The organism is Bacillus sp. FSL L8-0152 (assembly GCF_038006365.1).
GTDB classification, from domain to species: Bacteria; Bacillota; Bacilli; order Bacillales; family Bacillaceae_G; genus Bacillus_A; species Bacillus_A cereus.
Window position 1 is genome coordinate 4113933 of sequence record NZ_JBBOVB010000001.1, and the last position, 17678, is coordinate 4131610.

Genomic DNA, 17678 nt, shown 5'->3' on the forward strand with positions numbered 1-17678 from the left:
ATAGGTAAATACCTATTCCTATTCTTATCCCGCTGTTTGTAGATAGTAAAACTCCCACTAATTAAAAGTTTCACTTTATAATTGTTGCAACCTTTTTATTTCAGTTAAAAGTTCCTGACTTTCATGATATCCTGCTAACTTCCATTTATCTTGATCCCTTTTCAATGTTACAATTTGATATTGTCCACTTTTTGTCCGCTCATATACATATAAATTTTTATGCTCTTGATCATACGACATTTTCGTTTCTGAATTAAAAGAAAACGGTGCTTCTTTTGCCGGAAGTAAATATTCACCACTTTGTTTATCACTTCTGCTATTTTCATCTGTAAATACTTGAAGGAAATTATCTGTAAAATACGGTGATAACGTCTCTATCATCTTATTCATCGGCAAATGCTTCCCACGAATTGAAAACTGGGTTTCATAGCCTTTTTGTATCGTTGTAAATACTTCTTTCCGATCAACTTCCACTTCCTCTTTCCCTAAAACAGTCGTAACACTATAACCAACTAGAAAGGCAACACATACAAATAGAACAAGCCATATTCCATATTTCCTCATTTTTTCACCTTCCTTTTAAAAGAACTTGTCTTTGTAGTATTCATTGTAACAATGATTATGCAAAGAAAGGACAGATTTCGTTCGTAAAATCTTTACAACGATAGACAGCATTTTCATCACCATTTTCACTATTACCAATTTATGATAAAAACAAACAAAAAATGCACGAATCTCTTCGTGCATTAAAATAAAACATCTTCTTCATATAAATACTCATATGATAAATCTATAAATAAAAAGTTGTCATCATCTATTGGAAAAGAAAATGTTCGTACCATTTCGCCCGTTTCGATATCTGCATATAAATCTGAAAGCCTTGCCTTATTCTCAAAACGCATTTTCATGATATTCTCGAGAAAATACGGGCGCCAACTCCAGTTCTTCATATAATAATCCGGCATCACAATCCATTCTCCATCTTTTTTCATAACATTTCCTGATTGTTGGAAACCATCTTCATTACAAATAAATATGCGAAAACTATACTGTGATACACTTTGACTAAATTGTAATAACCAATCATTGATATCTTCATTCTTTTTTTGTTTTGATAAAACATCGCCAATTCGATCGCGTAACATCTCTGTTAAATTATAAATTTTTTGTAACTTCTTCTTTTCATGCTGAATAAACTGATGACATTCATTACCAAGTCGCTCTTTCAAAACATTCGTTTCAATAAAATCAGGTAAACATTCTTTCAAATAATTACCTTGATAATATCTTCCACCGTTTTTCCAAGCATATTGCAATTGATAAAAAGCATCTATTTCTTCATATAACAAGGTTGCACCAATTCTTCTAGCAAGTAATGATAAAGAATATAAAATATCTTGATAAGATTGTAAAAGTGCTGTTTGCCTTAAGTTCGTTAAATCTACTTTTAAAATATCAGGTGCTAACACGCTAATACGCTCTAAATTACTTGTGCCCGTTCCGACCTTATTAATCGAAATTTGAATACCATATGTACGATAATACATAAGCAAATGATTAAATTGCTCTATATCTTCTTTACATTCATGCTCTGTAATCTCTAAAACAATTTGTTTTAAATTTAAACCTTGTTCTTCATACCTCAATAAAAGTTGAAGCAAGCTTTCATCATCATCATTCATTAATACATTAGCATTCCGATGTATAAATAATAATAATTTTTGATCGCTTTCTAAATAACGATTTAAAGCTTTTTCTACTATAATATTATCCGCTTCCAGTTGAAATTCACTTGGAATCGAATCATCGTGAAAGAAAGAAGCTAAACTTTGTATGCCCTCTTCTGTTTGAATACGTCCTACTACTTCATATCCAATTACAGTATGCTCATCAGCACTAAAAATAGCTTGATAATAAGGAAGGACTTTATCCAAGTTACTCATTACATCTAATGCATCTATCAACGTGCTTCCCTCCCTTTACTTTTCAAAAATTATAACATGATATTTACGGAAAAATAATAAAAAATCCCTTCAGTTTTCCTGAAGGGATTAGAGGGGTAAAATGCTAAGGGGAATTAGCAATTCTACTATGAAGAAAAAAGAGGTCTTAAATATAACGTATATATGACCTCTTGTAAACACTTTTCTTTCATATGTCACAATTCCGTCACATTTAACCATAAAAAATGAATCAAACATTCATTTTTTATCCCTTTTAAAATGGATATTGATGTAAATGTTGTCCTCCATCCATTGTCATGCAAGTTCCATTTATGTACGCCGCTTCATCTGAGCATAAATAATAAGCTAGACCAGCGATTTCTTCTGGCGTACCCAGCCTTCCAAGCGGAACACTTTGTATCGTACGCTTAGCCATTTCTTCTGAAATCCATAATTTATCAGCACCGCCCGTACGTTCAATTGGTCCTGGCGCGATAGCGTTAACTCGTATTCCATATTTACGCCCCCACTCAACAGCGAGCGTCTTCGTCATCGCTAATACCCCTGCCTTCGCTGCAGCCGAATGAATCACTCCTGGACCTGCATCCCATGCATACGTTGCTACCATGTTAATGATATTCCCTTTTATACCTTTTTCAATCCAATATTTTCCGACAGCATGACTACAGTAAAACGTACCGTTTAACACAATATTAATGACTGAATTCCAGCCATTCACAGATAAATCTTCTGCTGGACAAATAAAGTTTCCAGCTGCATTATTTATTAAAACATCAATTCTACCAAACTTCTCATCAATCTGTTCAATCATTTTCTGAATGTCATCCGTATTTCTTACATCCATTTGTACAGGTAATACTTGCCCTGGAAATTGTTCAATTTCCAACTTTGTTTCCTCTAGTTTTTCCTTTGTACGTCCTGTAATAACAACTCGTGCCCCTTCTTTTGCAAAACGAGTCGCCATTCCTTTTCCCATTCCACTCGATCCACCTGTTATAATAACTACCTTTTCTTTCACATACATCCCCCCCAAAAAATGAATACACATTCATTTTATCACTTTATTTAATAGAAATCTTTATATTTTTAAACTTTTCTGATATTTTAGCGTAAAGAACTTTCTTTTTATTCATTTTTTTTCGTAATCTATACTACTTTTTTATTATGTAAAGTATATTTTAAATAAACTGAAAGGAGATTTGAGTAGCCTATAAATGGAATAAAAACATTGAGGTATACTCATATTTTTATGAAGCACATTACAAGAAGAAATTTTTTAAAAATTGGTATGCGTACTTGTCTCTATTCATTTATAACCAGTAGCATCGGATACTACTATGCTAAATATATAGAGCCCCATTTCATTTCTTTTACACAGCACACATTAAAATCACAACTCATCCCAAAAAGTTTTCATGGTATAAAAATTCTTCAATTCAGCGATTTACATCTCGGATACTATTTCTCGCTTCAACATTTATCTAAAGTTGTTTCTAAAATTAATGCTGTAAATCCAGATATTGTCCTTTTTACCGGAGATCTCATTGATAATTATCAAACGTATACTGACACTCCTTTCGTTGCATCCATTTTAAAAAATATACAAGCCCCCTTCGGTAAATTCGCTATTTATGGTAACCATGATCACGGTGGATATGGAACTGAATACTATGAGCACATCATGCGTGAATCTGGATTTGAACTATTGCTAAATAGTGAAAAAAGAATTCGTTTAATGGATAATAGTGAAATTTCTATTTTCGGTCTCGATGATATACTACTAGGCAGACCAAAAATAGAGAAAACATTAGAGCATGCACGGCAAAGTACTTATAACATTGTTCTTGTTCACGAACCAGATATCGCGCCCAAAGTTTCTAAATATCCAATCAACTTGCAACTTTCTGGTCATAGTCACGGCGGACAAGTACAAATTCCTTTTTTAGGACCTATTATTACACCAGCACTCGCCAAAGACTATATTGAAGGCTTCTATACAATTCAGGATTTAACTCTCTATGTCAATCGAGGCCTCGGAAGAACACGTGTCCCATTCCGTTTTATGTCAAAACCTGAAATTACACTTTTTATACTTCAACATTCGTAATAATTCGCCTATTTTCTTGCATATCCTTTCTTGTACGCGCTCATCCATGTTTCATTTACCATATGATGAAAGTGAGTCCAATAAAGGAGGTATGTTCATGTATCCATATTATCAACCAATCCCAGTCCGTTCAGCACCTATTGGTCCAGTAGGCGACTCACGCTTCTTTCCGTTTTTTGGCGTTCCCTTTCTAGCTGGAATTGCTGGTGGATTGCTCGGCGGAGCATTAGCTTTCGGCCCTCGACCGTTTTATCCACCTTATCCACCACCTTTCCCGCCACCAGCACCTTATCCTTGTTACGGTGGACCATGTCAGCAACCATACTATTACTAAGTTAAAATAACGATTCTTTCAAATGTTATTCTCTCAACGAACCACCTTATTACACGCTTATAATAAAACTATTGTTTCTACTCAGCCTTCCATTTTGGGAGCATATAAGTAGAAAAAAGTAAAAACCTCTTATGGACATAAGAGGTTTTTACTTTTTTCATTATTCAGCGTCTGTATTTTGATATGCCATCTTAAACAACTTCACTTGGCTATCAATTTCTTCTGTACTACCATTAATAACATAATAGTAATCACCATCTTTATTTTGTTCACGTGTTTTCACATTATCAGCTAATGTAAGCTGTAAAATCGCCTTAATTCGTGCCTTCATTTCAATATCTAATATCGGGAAAGATATTTCCACTCGCTTCTCCATATTTCGCGTCATCCAATCAGCTGAAGATAAATATATTTTCTCCTCCCCATTATGATGGAAATAATAAATACGGCTATGTTCTAAATATCTTCCAACAACACTAACTACACGAATATTTTCACTTACATTTGGAATACCAGGTCGTAGGCAACATGTTCCCCGAACAATGAGCTCTACCTTTACTCCAGCTTGTGATGCTTCGTACATTTTTTTAATTAATGGTTTATCTGTTAATGAATTCATCTTAGCGATAATATATCCATTTCCATATTGCCTATGATAACGGATTTCTTCATCTATTAAATCCATAAATTGCTCTCTTATATCAAATGGAGCAACCGATAAATGATGAAAATGTGGCTTTGTTGTATAACCACTTAAATAATTAAAGAAATTGGTTGCATCAACCCCAAAGTCTTTTCTTGATGTAATATATCCAAAATCAGTATATAACTTCGCTGTTGCATCATTATAGTTTCCAGTTCCAAGATGTACGAACCTTTCAATTTTTCCGTTTTTTCTTCTTACAACTAACGTAATTTTACTATGTGTTTTCAAGTGACTTACACCGTAAATAACATGACAGCCTGCCTGTTCTAATTCTTTAGCCCAATGAACATTGTTTTCTTCATCAAACCTTGCCTTTAATTCAACCAATACCGTCACTTGTTTTCCCTTTTCAGCCGCTATCTTTAACGCCTGAATAATCGGTGAATCACCACTTACACGATATAACGTTTGTTTAATCGCAAGTACATTCGGATCGTCTGCCGCATCACGAACAAAATCAACTACCGGCTGAAAGGATTCAAAAGGATGATGTAATAAAATATCATGCTCAATTGCTTTTTCAAATACATCTTCTTCATCACCTAGATCTTGAGGCGGTTGCGGAATAAGAGCTGGATATACAAGATGTTCATATAAAGGAGCTAGTTTTTTATATAAAGAAAACAAACATGTTAAATCTAATGGACCATCCATTATATATACATCTTCATCTTTTACTTCCAGAACCTCATATAATAATGCTAATACTCTTTCATCAATGTGTTCTTTCCCAACCTCTAAACGAACAGCAGCCCCCCACTTACGCTTTTTTAATTCTTTTTCAATTACCTTTAATAAATCTCTCGCACCTTCTTCATGAATCGTTAAATCTGCATTGCGTGTAATACGGAAACGAGTAACAGATGATACTGTATATCCCGTAAATAATTTATGAGTAAAGCTACTAATTACGTCTTCTAATAAAATAAATTTATGCTTTTGCCCTTCGCTCGGTAAAATTATGAAGCGCTCAAGTAATGAAGGAACTTGCACAATTCCTAATTTCGTCCTGTTTTCTTCTTCCGCTTGCTTCTCATCATATAAAAGAGTAGCCAAATTCAAACTTTTGTTTAATAACATTGGAAATGGGCGATATGCATCAATAGCTACAGGAGTTAACACCGGAAAAATTTGCTCATCAAAATACTCTTCTATAAATTCTCGCTGCTCTTTCGTCAAATCATTGAATGTTAAACGTTCAATTCCCTCTAACTCAAGCGCTGGTAATACATAATTTTTAAATGTATCATATTGTACTGTCATTAGTGCATGGGCTTTTATCGCAATTTTATTTAATTGCTTTTTTGGTGTTAAGCCAGCTTTATTTTCTGGTTGATTAAATCCAGCACTCACTTGATCCTTTAATCCCGCTACACGTACCATAAAAAATTCATCTAAATTCGAACTAAAAATACTAATAAATTTCAATCTTTCCAAAAGTGGATTATTTGCATCTTGCGCTTCTTGTAAGACACGTTCATTAAATGCTAACCAACTTAACTCTCGATTATTGTAATAAGCTGTATCATTTAAATTTACTGCATTCCCCTTCAATAATTCCATTCTCTTCACACTTCCCCTTGAAACTTTTTTACTATAATTTAGTTACTTTTATTTTAGCAAATTACAATATTATAAAGTGTAAATTTTTTGTAAAGACATCCGTACAACCTAATGTTTTAGTTCAAATAACAAGTTAATATTCGTTTTTAATACTCTTTCTAACTGTTTTTTTTGTTTTTCAGCTTGCACTTTTTCCGCTAATGCTGATTGTTCGCATAAAACTTTAAACGTTAACCCTTCTTCGTTTTCTGTTATAGATATGGTATCAACAAGCGATCGTTGCCTTACATTTAAAGTAGCTGAAAATTGTAAAACAGCTCCTAACAGGCGGATTTTTTTTTGTTCGCTTTTATCAAACCAACCTTCAAATGGTGATAAATGTTGTTTAAATAACATTTTTGATTTATACGATGCAATAAGTGCTAGCCTTACTCGATCTTTATGCATCATGCCATCAATTGTCTTATTCGCTAATAAATAAAACGTATGTAAACGGCTCGCTTCTTCGTCTATATATTTGCCTATATTAAATACTTTCGCTGCTTGATGGAACACTTCCCAGTCTTTTATTGACATAGAAATAAGCCCTATTTCCTCAAGTTGTTTGCAAATTAGTCTTCCATGTTTAATAAGTTGAATTACAAATTCCATATCCATTTCGTATTCATGTGATAGTAAATGCAAACTTTCTTCAACTACGTTCGGATAATATGAAATCCCCAAATCTTTTGTCAACTCTTCATAGAAAACACCTTCTCTTAACCCTTTTCTACTTAATACAAATGCCGGTGCCTCTATAACATGAACAAGTGTATGAAATACTTCAACCGCTGGAATAATCGTATCCGCTCGATCTTTTGCCAATCCTTCCAATTTCTGAAGTTCTATGAACGACAATTTTCCTAATTCATCTTTTACATTTTCAATATCTTCTTCTTTCATCTTGTATAAATGTAATCCTGCTATAGGATAACATATTAAATTTTGATGGATTTTTACTAAGTTCCTCGCACTACCACCAATTGCAATAAGAGGCAATTTCTTATTGCTTAACCATGGTAACGTTCGAAATTGAAACTCTAAATACCGTTGCATTCCTTCTAACTCATCTTTAGTAGGAATATCACCTTTAATAAATTGTTGCTTTAAAGAAAGTGCCCCAAAAGGAAAACTATGGTACTCTAAAATCTCTCTATTTCTAAAGTATGTAACTTCCGTACTTCCCCCACCAATATCTACCGTTATTCCTTCTGAAAACGATGTAGAATTCATAACCGCCAAGTATCCGTAACGCGCTTCCTCATACTCTGATAATACTCTAAGAGTAAAGTCCGTTTGTCCTTCAATAAGCTTTTTAATTTCCTCTTGATTCTCAGACTGTCTAATTGTTGCTGTTGCAACACAAAGTACATGATGCAACTGATGGAACCTTGTACTTTCTTGAAATTGAAATAATGTCTGTAATAATACTTCTATTCCCTCTTCATTCAACACACCATCAATTAAGTAATTCCTTAACCTAGCAACCACTTTTGTATTTTCAATCTCTTTATAAAAACCTCCATTTTTCTTTTCATAAATAACTAAACGCATTGTATTAGATCCAATATCTATAATGGCATACTGTTGTTTTAATATTTCTTTCAAACTTCTCACTCTTTCATTATCAAATTTCAAAAACATATTCTATTACTATTATACAAAATAGTTGTTTTTTGTAACAATATTGCTTTAATATTGAAAATATATACAATCACTTTTTGCATATAATAAAAACCTCTTTTATTTATGGTATAATAATGAAAAATTGAAAGGAGATTCAATATGAAACCTTCACAACCACAATCTCAATTACAAAACCAACATTCTATTAATCGACTAGCTCAATCTATTTTCGTTGTGAATCGTCATGCTAAAGCAGCTACTAATCCTAAATATTTATACTGGTTAAAAAAGACAGCTTTAGAACGTTTGATTGCTGAAAAAAAAGCAATTAAAGAAGGATTACATTTTTCTAGAAACCCACGTTTTAGCCAACAACAATCTGATGTCCTTATACGTTTAGGCGATTATTTTTTCCACATCCCTCCTACGAAAGAAGATTTTCGAATTCTACCGCATCTTGGTCATCTTGAATCCTCCTATCGAAATCCGAAAACAACCTTATCTTTAACAGTAGCAAAAAAAACACTTCAAGATTATATTGGTCCTGAAGCATTGAAACAAGAAAAAAAATTAAGTGAACCTGTTCCATGGTATAGTCGTACTTATACAAAAAAATAAAACAGTTTGGCCAAGTGTAGGCCAAACTGTTTTATTTTTTCTCTTCTTTAATTTTAATATTTGCTTGTTTATAAAAAGCTACTTTTTCTGTATTATAAGACTTTGTGAATTCATTAAATTTATCTTTTTCTGACTCAATATCCTTATAAGATTGATTTACTACTTTTACTTTTTCACTAATATCTTTTAATTTAGTACCTTTATCTTGTAACATTGTGTATAACTCTTTTTCTTGTTTTAAAGATTTATTATAGCTGTCATACATTTTATTAAATGAATCGTGTCGTTTCTCATAGGTGCTTTTCACTTTATCAGCTTGATCTTTCAACTTATTATCTTCAATTTTCTTCACATACTTATCAGCTGACTTCACTTCTTCTTGCGCTTTATTTAAAGCCTCTTTTTCTTTTGTAAGTACTTTTTCTCGTTCAGTTGTATTCTTTGCTGCTTGATTCAATTTTTCTTTAACAGTTTGATTATTATCTTTTCCTTCTTGCACAATCTGGTTATATAATTCTTGTCCTTCTTTCTCTAAAGCCTCAAGTTTTTTTGCATCTTCAAACATTGTTTTTTCTTGTTTAGCAGCGTTTTCAAACGCTACATATAATTCTTCTTCTGGTTTCGGTCCAAAACAACCGGCTAATAAAGTCATTGATAATGCAGTTATAATTGCTAATTTACTATATTTCAACATCTCTTCCTCCTATTTATAAACGACCATCGTGTAATATAAAAAAGTTATAAAATATGTAATTGTTCTATACACTCGCATCTTTTTTACGAAGATCATTAATATTGTTTGTACGAATTATTACTTAATATTACATTATTCTTTTTGAAGTATTTAGCAGTTCCATATCCATCTTTAAGTATAGTTCTTCGTGTTTTTTAAAACCTGTTCACACTATGTATTACCTTAATGGCCACAGAATTTCACCTCAGTCTTAATAAGACTATAATAGTTCACCTGATAAAAGGTGATCGTTCCGCTCTCACGTCTATCATTCCCTTTCCAGCTTTCTATCAAATAATCTCTTTGTTCATTTTACACAGTACAATCGATATCTCGCAACAACTTACAAATATTCTTTTCATTTCCTAAAAAGGAAAAGTGTAGAGCTTGCTTTCCTCTACACTTTTAAAATAAAACACATTGTGCAAATTGCATTGGCACTACCATCATAATTATATGCTTATTTCATATATTTTTAAAGACTTTTATTACAAACGCAACGTTTTTTGTAATAAAAGTCAAAAAAATGTTACAAATAAAACTTCTTCCTATCATATATCTTCAAATCGAAGCTTCACTCATTTTCTTGCAAATTTCTATACTGATACAATTGATTTTGCGACTTTCTCAACAGTTCTTCAAACGTTTTTCCTTCTACTGGATAGCTAGCTGCTCCAAATAAAAGAGTGAAACTGAGTAAATCACCTTCTATTTCACTTTCAATATTTTTCATTAATCTGTTTGTTATTGTTGATGTTTCATGACCATTATCAATTGCTACAATAACATACTTATTTTCATCCCACTTTGTAACAACATCTCCCTTCCGAATTGTCTTTACAATGGTACTCTCTAATTTTTGTACTAACACTCCCAATTTTTTTTCTTGCAACGTGTCTTTTAATCCTTCCCATTCTTTTACAGAAAGAATGTAAACTGTAATATTACGGGAATCTCTTTCAGATAAAGCGGCTACTTTCCCAAAAAAATCAACAACAAAATCGTTGCTTGCCATTCCTCCTACTTCCACATTCATACGCTTGTTCGCTCTTTTATCGTACCAATGTCCAAAATAATAACTTAGTATCATTTGCAGTATATAAATAATAAAGACGGTATAAAATGATCGTGAATCCAGTTTTGCAATTACATCCTGAAGTGCAATCCATTCTGTAACTGCCACTGTATTTCCAAGTAATAATCCACTAATTTTCCCTTTATGTTTCATACTTCTCCCCCTTTTATACCAATATATGTTTCTATATCAATAATGTTTTTCTACAAAATAAAAAATGTACATATGCAATGTACATTTCTGCTTAAGCTTGTATACCTTTCCTACTCTATTTCATATATATAATATATAACTTTTATAGAAAGGAGTAATCTATATGCTACAAAAAGAGAATCTATCAGATGCTATGCGTTTACTAGCTGGTTTTCTATTATCATTAAAATTATTATTTACCTCTTTCGGCATACACTTTATTACAAACGATCAAATCGACGCAATTGTAAATGTTGTTTCATTTTTATTTATTCTATACTTTGGCTACAAAAATAACTATGTAGGAAAAAAAGGAATAGAGCAAAAGAAAATACTCAAAAAACACAACCTTCACTAAAAAAGGAACCTTTTGTACAGGTTCCTTTTTATCATTGCCGCACAACAACTTCATTTGTTTGCAGTGGACCATATGATATCTCTTTATCTTGAAATGTATATGTAGCCTGAAAGAATGCTTGTTTAAGAGCTTTATCTTTATTAGCTTTTATTTTGCAACGTAGTTCCACCTTTTCATTTGGTAACAAATCATCAATTCGCCACCTTACAAGCTGGAATAAAAACTCACTTATCCCCTTATCAACTTTTAAAGAATTAGGAATATAAGCAAAGTAATCTCGAATCATATGACTTACAACAACTCTCGAAATCATTTCTACCCCTTTATTTTCCACTTCAATTCGCATAATAAGTATGTCGTTTACATCGTAGGTCAATTCATACGAAAATTGTTCTGTATACATACTACCAATTTGCAATGTAACGGCTACTTGAGGAAATTCATTTTCCTTTTTCGATCCGTCAATCCACAATACTGGTTGTAGCGGTATTGAATACTTTCCTGTATCCGAAATTCGTCCCCATATTTTCATAATATATATTCACCTCATTTCAGATGTACCATACACACAATAAATTCCTCAACTTACTAAAGCTTGCTACAAGTAATGTTTAATATTTCTCTTCCTTTTATCCTATTCGACAATATGAAGAAAAAACCATTTTTCATCTATTAACAGAAGGTGTTCTTTATGAAATTTTTTTACAATTTACTTCATTTCCTTTATAGCAATATTCGTATCGCTCACTCGTTCTCTACTTATATGAAAGAATATTTTGACGGAAGAAAAAATTTGCCTTATAGTCAAATTTGACTATAATATTCTTTATGGCATATTAGTGCACTTATGGAAAAGAAATTAAAATCAACTATACATTTAAATTTTTTATCCACTGCACTCAAAACTTAATATAGTTTACTTATTTCTAAAGGAGGGTTATATTTGGAAACTCAACCATTAAAAAAAGGCACCAACAAGACAAAATTTGTTGTTGCTGGTTTGCTACTTGGTATATTAATGGCCGCAATGGATAATACAATCGTTGCAACCGCAATGGCAACAATCGTTGGAGACCTAGGAGGCTTTGATAAGTTTGTTTGGGTCACATCAGCTTATATGGTAGCAACAATGGCAGGGATGCCTATCTTTGGGAAACTTTCTGATATGTACGGGCGGAAACGTTTTTATATTGGGGGCCTCATTCTTTTCTTATTCGGTTCTGCGCTTTGCGGAACAGCTTCAAGTATTGAGCAATTAAGTATTTATAGAGCTATTCAAGGTATCGGTGGTGGTGCCCTTATGCCTATCGCCTTTACAATTATGTATGATATCTTCCCACCAGAAAAACGCGGGAAGATGACAGGACTATTCGGTGCTGTTTTCGGGACATCTAGTGTATTCGGTCCTTTATTAGGTGCTTATATTACAGACTATATAAGTTGGCATTGGGTCTTCTATATCAATATTCCATTAGGACTTATCTCCTTTTTCTTCATTACTAAATACTACAGTGAGTCTCTAGAATTTAGAAAACAAAAAATTGATTGGGCTGGTGCTATTACACTTGTCATAAGTATCGTTTGCTTAATGTTCGCATTAGAACTTGGTGGTAAGGAATATGCCTGGAATTCCACTGTAATTATTGGCTTATTTACAACAGTAGTTATTGCGCTTATTATTTTCTTCTTTGTAGAAAGAAAAGCAACCGAGCCTATTATTTCGTTCCATCTATTTAAAAAACCTTTATTCGCAGCTAGTCAAGGAGTTGCCTTTTTCTATGGTGCTGCTTTTATTATCTGTACAGTTTATATTCCAATCTTCATTCAAGGCGTTCTTGGAGGTTCGGCCTCTAATGCTGGATTAATTTTAACACCAATGATGGTTGGTTCTGTAATTGGAAGTCAAACAGGAGGACAATTAGCTTCTCGAACAAGCTATCGTAACATTATGATGGTATCTGGTGTCTTCTTCGTTCTTGGTATTTATTCATTAAGTACTTTAACAATGGACACACCTCGTTTACTCGTAACACTATTTATGATTCTCGCTGGGCTTGGTGTTGGCTTCTCATTCTCAGTATTAAGTATGTCTTCTATTCACAAGTTAGAAATGCGAGACCGCGGTTCGGCGACATCAACAAACTCATTCTTCCGATCACTCGGTATGACTCTTGGTGTAACGATTTTCGGTACAATTCAAAATCATATTTTTACAGATAAACTAAACTCTGTGTTCCCCCCTGAACTAGCAAAATTAGCTCCAAAAGGCGGAGACACAAGTTTCTTATTATCACCAGGCGCTACCGCAAAAATTCCTGCTGAAATATTAGCGGGTATTAAAGAAGCTCTCGCTACATCTATTGCGAACACATTCTTCTGGGCACTCATCCCGGCTGTACTAAGTGTTATTTGTATTTTACTAATGGGAAATGAACGCCTTTTTACAGGCCCTAAAAAGAAAGAAAAACAAAAGCAAGTCAGTTAATATAAAAAAGAAGCGGCATATCCCTTTATGAAAAAGGATATGCCGTTTATAATATGTATAAAGTTTTTATATACAGGAGTTGAGACAGCATGAGCATGAAATTAGTCATTCTCGGCTTGCTACTCGAAGGAGATAAACATCCATATGAAGTGCAGCATATTATGAAAGAACGACAAATGGATTGTTATATTAAATATGCTAAAGGATCACTTTATTACGCTTTCGAGCAATTAGAAAAGCAAGGCGCAATTCACATTACAAATGTAATTAGAGACACAAACCGACCTGACAAAACGATTTTTCATATAACAGAAGAAGGCAAAAAACTATTCCACACTTTACTATTAAAACAATTCGAAGCAAAAAACCAAATATATAAACCTATTTATTCAGCCCTATCTTTCGCTCACTTTAGCAATGATCATGAATTAGTTCCTATTTTAGAAAAAAAGAAAAATGATACTCTTCAATATTTACATACTATGCAAACGATATATGATTGTAATAAAGGAAAGGTTCCACGTGCACAACTATATATCTTGCAAAGTGTAATTGAGCATATTACAGTTGAATTACAATGGCTAAACACCCTCCTTAAAGATGCTATAGCAGGCCGACTTTCAGAAGTTGCTATAGATGAAAATTGAGCTATGAAAGAAGACATCCCTACTTCTTTCATAGCTCAATTTCTCTTTTTATACTGTAATATTATTAGTTACTTCAGAATAAAAAAGTCAGAATAATAAGAAATAAAAACTTCGGAATTTTCTTATTTTAAAACAGTAGACAAAATTCCAAAAATTGTGTTAGAATTTGTTTCAATATCATATCGCTTGTTAAATTCCTTTCAAAAGGAAAATAGGTACACGAACATTTCGTTTCGTGTTTAAAAGGGAAGCTTGGTGAAACTCCAACACGGTCCCGCCACTGTAAATGCTGAGATTTCTTTTTGGTGCCACTGTGAAAACGGGAAGGTGAAAGAAATTATATGAAGCATAAGTCAGGAGACCTGCCTGTTTTAACAACACTGATAGATTCACGGATGATGATGAGGTGTTAAAACAAAAAGGAAGGCTTATTTTCTATGTCTTTGCACTTTTTGTTATAAGTATTTCCTAGTAAACGGAAATGCTTACTTTCAATTAGGGAGGAATTTAAAATGGCAATTCAAACAAGTAACTTAGGTTATCCACGTATCGGACTACAACGAGAGTGGAAAAAAACATTGGAAGCTTTTTGGTCCAATAAAATTGATGAAGAACAATTTTTAACAACAATGAAAGAAATTCGCCTTCAACACGTAAAAGTACAGCAAGAAAAAGGGATTGAACTCATTCCAATTGGCGACTTTACATATTATGATCACGTTTTGGATACTGCCTATATGCTAGGATTTATCCCATCACGTTTTTCTGAGTTTACATCTTACCTTGATGTATATTTCGCAATGGCGCGTGGCTCTAAAAATCACGTAGCTTCCGAAATGACAAAATGGTTTAACACAAACTATCACTATATCGTTCCTGAATATGAAGAGGGATTACAAATCTCTTTAAAAGATAATCGTCCACTTCGCTTATACGAAGAGGCAAAACAAGAATTAGGAGTAGATGGAAAGCCTGTTATTTTAGGTCCATATACTTTCTTAAAATTAGCTAAAGGCTATACACAAGAACAATTTCCTTCCATTTTAAAACAGTTAGTTGCACCTTACGTACAACTGCTTTCAGAACTACATGCAGCTGGTGCACAAGCCATTCAAGTTGATGAACCAATTTTCGCTTCTTTAACGAAAGAAGAAGTTCAACAAGCAAAAGAAATTTATGAAGCTATTCGTAAAGAAGTTCCAAATGCGACTCTTCTTTTACAAACGTATTTTGATAGCGTGGAAGAAAACTATGAAGAAATTATTACATTCCCGGTATCCGGTATTGGATTAGATTTCATTCATGGTAAAGAAGGTAATTTAAATGCTATTTCAAAATATGGATTCCCAGCTGATAAAACTTTAGCTGTCGGTTGTATAGATGGCCGTAACATTTGGAGAGCTGACCTTGATGAAGTTCTTGAGTTATTTACAACGTTACAAAAACAAGTCCAAACGAAAGATTTCATCGTTCAGCCTTCTTGTAGCTTATTGCATACACCGATCGATAAAACAGAAGAAACTCACTTATCGACTGAGCTATTTGATGCATTAGCATTTGCAAATCAAAAATTAGAAGAGTTAGTTCTTATTCATTCCGCTCTCACTCAAGGTACAGAAAGCATTAGTAATGAGCTGGAAACATATCGAAACGTACATCATACAATTCGCTCATCTGCTGCACGTAACCGAGAAGATGTTAAAGCAGCACGAACAGCACTAAAAGAAGAAGATTTTTCACGCCCTCTTCCATTTGAAAAACGATACGAATTACAACAAGTTGCCCTGGAGTTACCGCTATTACCAACAACGACCATTGGTAGCTTCCCGCAAACAACTGAAGTTCGTCAAACGCGAAAAGAATGGCGTAACGGTGTTATTTCAAATGAACAATATGAACAATTTATTGAAAAAGAGACAGAAAAATGGATTCGTTACCAAGAAGAAATTGGGCTTGATGTCCTTGTACATGGTGAATTTGAAAGAACTGACATGGTCGAATATTTTGGTGAGCGCCTTGCTGGTTTCTCATTCACTAAAAACGGTTGGGTACAATCATACGGTTCCCGCTGCGTAAAACCACCTGTTATTTATGGTGATGTAGCCTTTATTAACGGCATGACTATTAAGGAAACAGTTTATGCACAAAGCTTAACGGAGAAAGTTGTAAAAGGAATGTTAACTGGACCTGTTACGATTTTAAATTGGTCCTTCGTTCGAAATGACATTCCAAGAAAAGAAGTTTCGTATCAAATTGCACTAGCTCTTCGTCACGAAATTGAACTACTTGAATCTTCCGGAATTAGAGTAATCCAAGTCGATGAGCCAGCACTTCGTGAAGGAATGCCACTAAAAGAAAAAGATTGGGATGCTTATATTACATGGGCAGTACAATCCTTCCTTTTAGCAACTTCTTCTGTAGCAAATGAAACACAAATTCATACTCATATGTGTTACAGTAACTTCGAAGATATTGTTGACGCGATTCGCGCATTAGATGCAGATGTAATTTCTATCGAAACATCAAGAAGTCACGGAGAATTTATTGATACGTTAAAACATACAACATATGAAAAAGGCATCGGTCTAGGTGTATATGATATTCATAGCCCACGTGTACCGAGTAAAGATGAAATGTATAAAATCGTAGAACAATCTTTAGAAGTATGCGATCCTAAATATTTCTGGATTAATCCTGATTGTGGTTTAAAAACGAGAAGAACAGAAGAAGTTATTCCAGCTTTAGAACATATGGTTCAAGCAGCGAAAGATGCTCGTTCCCTTTTAAAAACAAACGCATAACAAAAATGGGTTATCCTTTTCTCAGGATAACCCATTTTTTATTCTTTACTTTCAAAGAAGAATTCGTATTGTATTTTATATAATTCATCATCCGTTGGCTCTTCAAGAGGAATTGCTTGTAAGACAACTGTATACTCACCATTTGGAATAGATATTTGAAATTTGTTTGAAAGAATACTCGTTATAACAATACTTTCATTTTCAACCGTAAAAGGAACCGTAATCGTTCTAACCACTTCTTCTTTTTCAATATGTTTCCCTGGGGTCACTTTCACTTCACAAGTATAATCAGAAAGTGCTTCAAAAATAACAGTTCCCTCTGCCTCAGCATAACCTCTTTCAAAATCTTCATCCGTCCAGTCTACATAAGGCTGCTCACCGTCATAGTTCATCAACATTAATTGCGAATAAGAAATTGTTAACTCCATAG

The 17678-nt window shown here is 33.4% G+C and carries 16 protein-coding genes and 1 riboswitch; of the genes, 7 read left to right on the forward strand and 9 right to left on the reverse strand.

Annotation, left to right across the window (positions count from 1 at the left end; genetic code table 11):
* Positions 1-75: 75 nt before the first annotated feature.
* From MHH27_RS20555 to fadH, 3 genes are all read right to left on the reverse strand, one after another.
* Positions 76-564, reverse strand: coding sequence for a DUF3993 domain-containing protein (locus MHH27_RS20555; RefSeq protein WP_001233805.1), 489 nt, complete (start codon positions 562-564; stop codon positions 76-78).
* A 182-nt stretch (positions 565-746) separates the two neighbouring features.
* The gene (locus MHH27_RS20560) at positions 747-1964 is read right to left on the reverse strand and encodes an EAL domain-containing protein (protein ID WP_000564307.1); all 1218 of its coding nucleotides are present in this window, start codon (positions 1962-1964) and stop codon (positions 747-749) included.
* A gap of 253 nt (positions 1965-2217) precedes the next feature.
* Positions 2218-2982: a 2,4-dienoyl-CoA reductase gene (fadH, locus tag MHH27_RS20565; RefSeq protein ID WP_000660913.1), complete on the reverse strand. Its 765-nt coding sequence runs from the start codon at positions 2980-2982 to the stop codon at positions 2218-2220.
* Between the two features lie 231 nt (positions 2983-3213).
* Between fadH and MHH27_RS20570 the strand changes: the two genes are divergently transcribed.
* Both MHH27_RS20570 and MHH27_RS20575 read left to right on the forward strand, forming a co-directional pair.
* Positions 3214-4071: a metallophosphoesterase gene (locus MHH27_RS20570; RefSeq protein ID WP_097946062.1), complete on the forward strand. Its 858-nt coding sequence runs from the start codon at positions 3214-3216 to the stop codon at positions 4069-4071.
* A 97-nt stretch (positions 4072-4168) separates the two neighbouring features.
* The gene (locus tag MHH27_RS20575; protein ID WP_000283738.1) at positions 4169-4405 is read left to right on the forward strand and encodes a hypothetical protein; all 237 of its coding nucleotides are present in this window, start codon (positions 4169-4171) and stop codon (positions 4403-4405) included.
* 160 nt (positions 4406-4565) lie between these two features.
* Here the strand turns inward: MHH27_RS20575 and MHH27_RS20580 are convergent, their stop codons facing one another.
* Positions 4566-6674, reverse strand: coding sequence for a polyphosphate kinase (locus MHH27_RS20580; protein WP_053563730.1), 2109 nt, complete (start codon positions 6672-6674; stop codon positions 4566-4568).
* 108 nt (positions 6675-6782) lie between these two features.
* Positions 6783-8357, reverse strand: coding sequence for a Ppx/GppA family phosphatase (locus tag MHH27_RS20585; RefSeq protein ID WP_071713521.1), 1575 nt, complete (start codon positions 8355-8357; stop codon positions 6783-6785).
* Positions 8358-8498: 141 nt separating this feature from the next.
* Between MHH27_RS20585 and MHH27_RS20590 the strand changes: the two genes are divergently transcribed.
* Entirely contained in the window at positions 8499-8957 is a 459-nt protein-coding gene (locus MHH27_RS20590) for a YkyB family protein (RefSeq protein ID WP_000804864.1), read from the forward strand.
* A gap of 31 nt (positions 8958-8988) precedes the next feature.
* Here the strand turns inward: MHH27_RS20590 and MHH27_RS20595 are convergent, their stop codons facing one another.
* Positions 8989-9651, reverse strand: coding sequence for a YkyA family protein (locus MHH27_RS20595; protein WP_000922465.1), 663 nt, complete (start codon positions 9649-9651; stop codon positions 8989-8991).
* A gap of 613 nt (positions 9652-10264) precedes the next feature.
* Positions 10265-10918, reverse strand: coding sequence for a diguanylate cyclase domain-containing protein (locus MHH27_RS20600; RefSeq protein WP_197242694.1), 654 nt, complete (start codon positions 10916-10918; stop codon positions 10265-10267).
* Positions 10919-11081: 163 nt separating this feature from the next.
* On the opposite strand from MHH27_RS20600, the gene MHH27_RS20605 reads away from it, so the two are divergent.
* Positions 11082-11315 (forward strand): SPP1 phage holin family protein, encoded by a 234-nt coding sequence (locus MHH27_RS20605; RefSeq protein ID WP_000939446.1) that lies wholly within the window; start codon positions 11082-11084, stop codon positions 11313-11315.
* Between the two features lie 31 nt (positions 11316-11346).
* On the opposite strand, the gene MHH27_RS20610 is transcribed toward MHH27_RS20605, so the two are convergent.
* Positions 11347-11847 carry a hypothetical protein gene (locus MHH27_RS20610; protein ID WP_000708119.1) on the reverse strand — a complete coding sequence of 167 codons (501 nt, stop codon included), beginning with the start codon at positions 11845-11847 and terminating at the stop codon, positions 11347-11349.
* 411 nt (positions 11848-12258) lie between these two features.
* On the opposite strand from MHH27_RS20610, the gene MHH27_RS20615 reads away from it, so the two are divergent.
* The 3 genes from MHH27_RS20615 to metE all read left to right on the forward strand — a co-directional run bounded on the left by MHH27_RS20615 (position 12259) and on the right by metE (position 17248).
* Positions 12259-13800, forward strand: a complete 1542-nt coding sequence (locus tag MHH27_RS20615) for an MDR family MFS transporter (protein WP_340943916.1) — start codon at positions 12259-12261, stop codon at positions 13798-13800.
* Between the two features lie 89 nt (positions 13801-13889).
* Positions 13890-14447, forward strand: coding sequence for a PadR family transcriptional regulator (locus MHH27_RS20620; protein ID WP_000062063.1), 558 nt, complete (start codon positions 13890-13892; stop codon positions 14445-14447).
* Positions 14448-14643: 196 nt separating this feature from the next.
* Positions 14644-14831, forward strand: a riboswitch (cobalamin riboswitch).
* A 128-nt stretch (positions 14832-14959) separates the two neighbouring features.
* The gene (gene metE / locus MHH27_RS20625) at positions 14960-17248 is read left to right on the forward strand and encodes a 5-methyltetrahydropteroyltriglutamate--homocysteine S-methyltransferase (RefSeq protein WP_089171703.1); all 2289 of its coding nucleotides are present in this window, start codon (positions 14960-14962) and stop codon (positions 17246-17248) included.
* 38 nt (positions 17249-17286) lie between these two features.
* Here metE and MHH27_RS20630 read toward each other — a convergent pair whose 3' ends face one another.
* Complete coding sequence (locus MHH27_RS20630) at positions 17287-17676, reverse strand: competence protein ComJ (protein ID WP_000424024.1); 390 nt, start codon at positions 17674-17676, stop codon at positions 17287-17289.
* Between the last annotated feature and the right edge of the window lie 2 nt (positions 17677-17678).

Bases quoted from the DNA above. Each gene is read 5' to 3' on its own strand.
- MHH27_RS20555 (WP_001233805.1), bottom strand. From the start codon at position 564: ATGAGGAAATATGGAATATGGCTTGTTCTATTTGTATGTGTTGCCTTT.
- MHH27_RS20570 (WP_097946062.1), top strand. From the start codon at position 3,214: ATGAAGCACATTACAAGAAGAAATTTTTTAAAAATTGGTATGCGTACT.
- MHH27_RS20575 (WP_000283738.1), top strand. From the start codon at position 4,169: ATGTATCCATATTATCAACCAATCCCAGTCCGTTCAGCACCTATTGGT.
- MHH27_RS20580 (WP_053563730.1), bottom strand. From the start codon at position 6,674: ATGGAATTATTGAAGGGGAATGCAGTAAATTTAAATGATACAGCTTAT.
- MHH27_RS20585 (WP_071713521.1), bottom strand. From the start codon at position 8,357: ATGTTTTTGAAATTTGATAATGAAAGAGTGAGAAGTTTGAAAGAAATA.
- MHH27_RS20590 (WP_000804864.1), top strand. From the start codon at position 8,499: ATGAAACCTTCACAACCACAATCTCAATTACAAAACCAACATTCTATT.
- MHH27_RS20595 (WP_000922465.1), bottom strand. From the start codon at position 9,651: ATGTTGAAATATAGTAAATTAGCAATTATAACTGCATTATCAATGACT.
- MHH27_RS20600 (WP_197242694.1), bottom strand. From the start codon at position 10,918: ATGAAACATAAAGGGAAAATTAGTGGATTATTACTTGGAAATACAGTG.
- MHH27_RS20605 (WP_000939446.1), top strand. From the start codon at position 11,082: ATGCTACAAAAAGAGAATCTATCAGATGCTATGCGTTTACTAGCTGGT.
- MHH27_RS20610 (WP_000708119.1), bottom strand. From the start codon at position 11,847: ATGAAAATATGGGGACGAATTTCGGATACAGGAAAGTATTCAATACCG.
- MHH27_RS20620 (WP_000062063.1), top strand. From the start codon at position 13,890: ATGAGCATGAAATTAGTCATTCTCGGCTTGCTACTCGAAGGAGATAAA.
- metE (WP_089171703.1), top strand. From the start codon at position 14,960: ATGGCAATTCAAACAAGTAACTTAGGTTATCCACGTATCGGACTACAA.
- MHH27_RS20630 (WP_000424024.1), bottom strand. From the start codon at position 17,676: ATGGAGTTAACAATTTCTTATTCGCAATTAATGTTGATGAACTATGAC.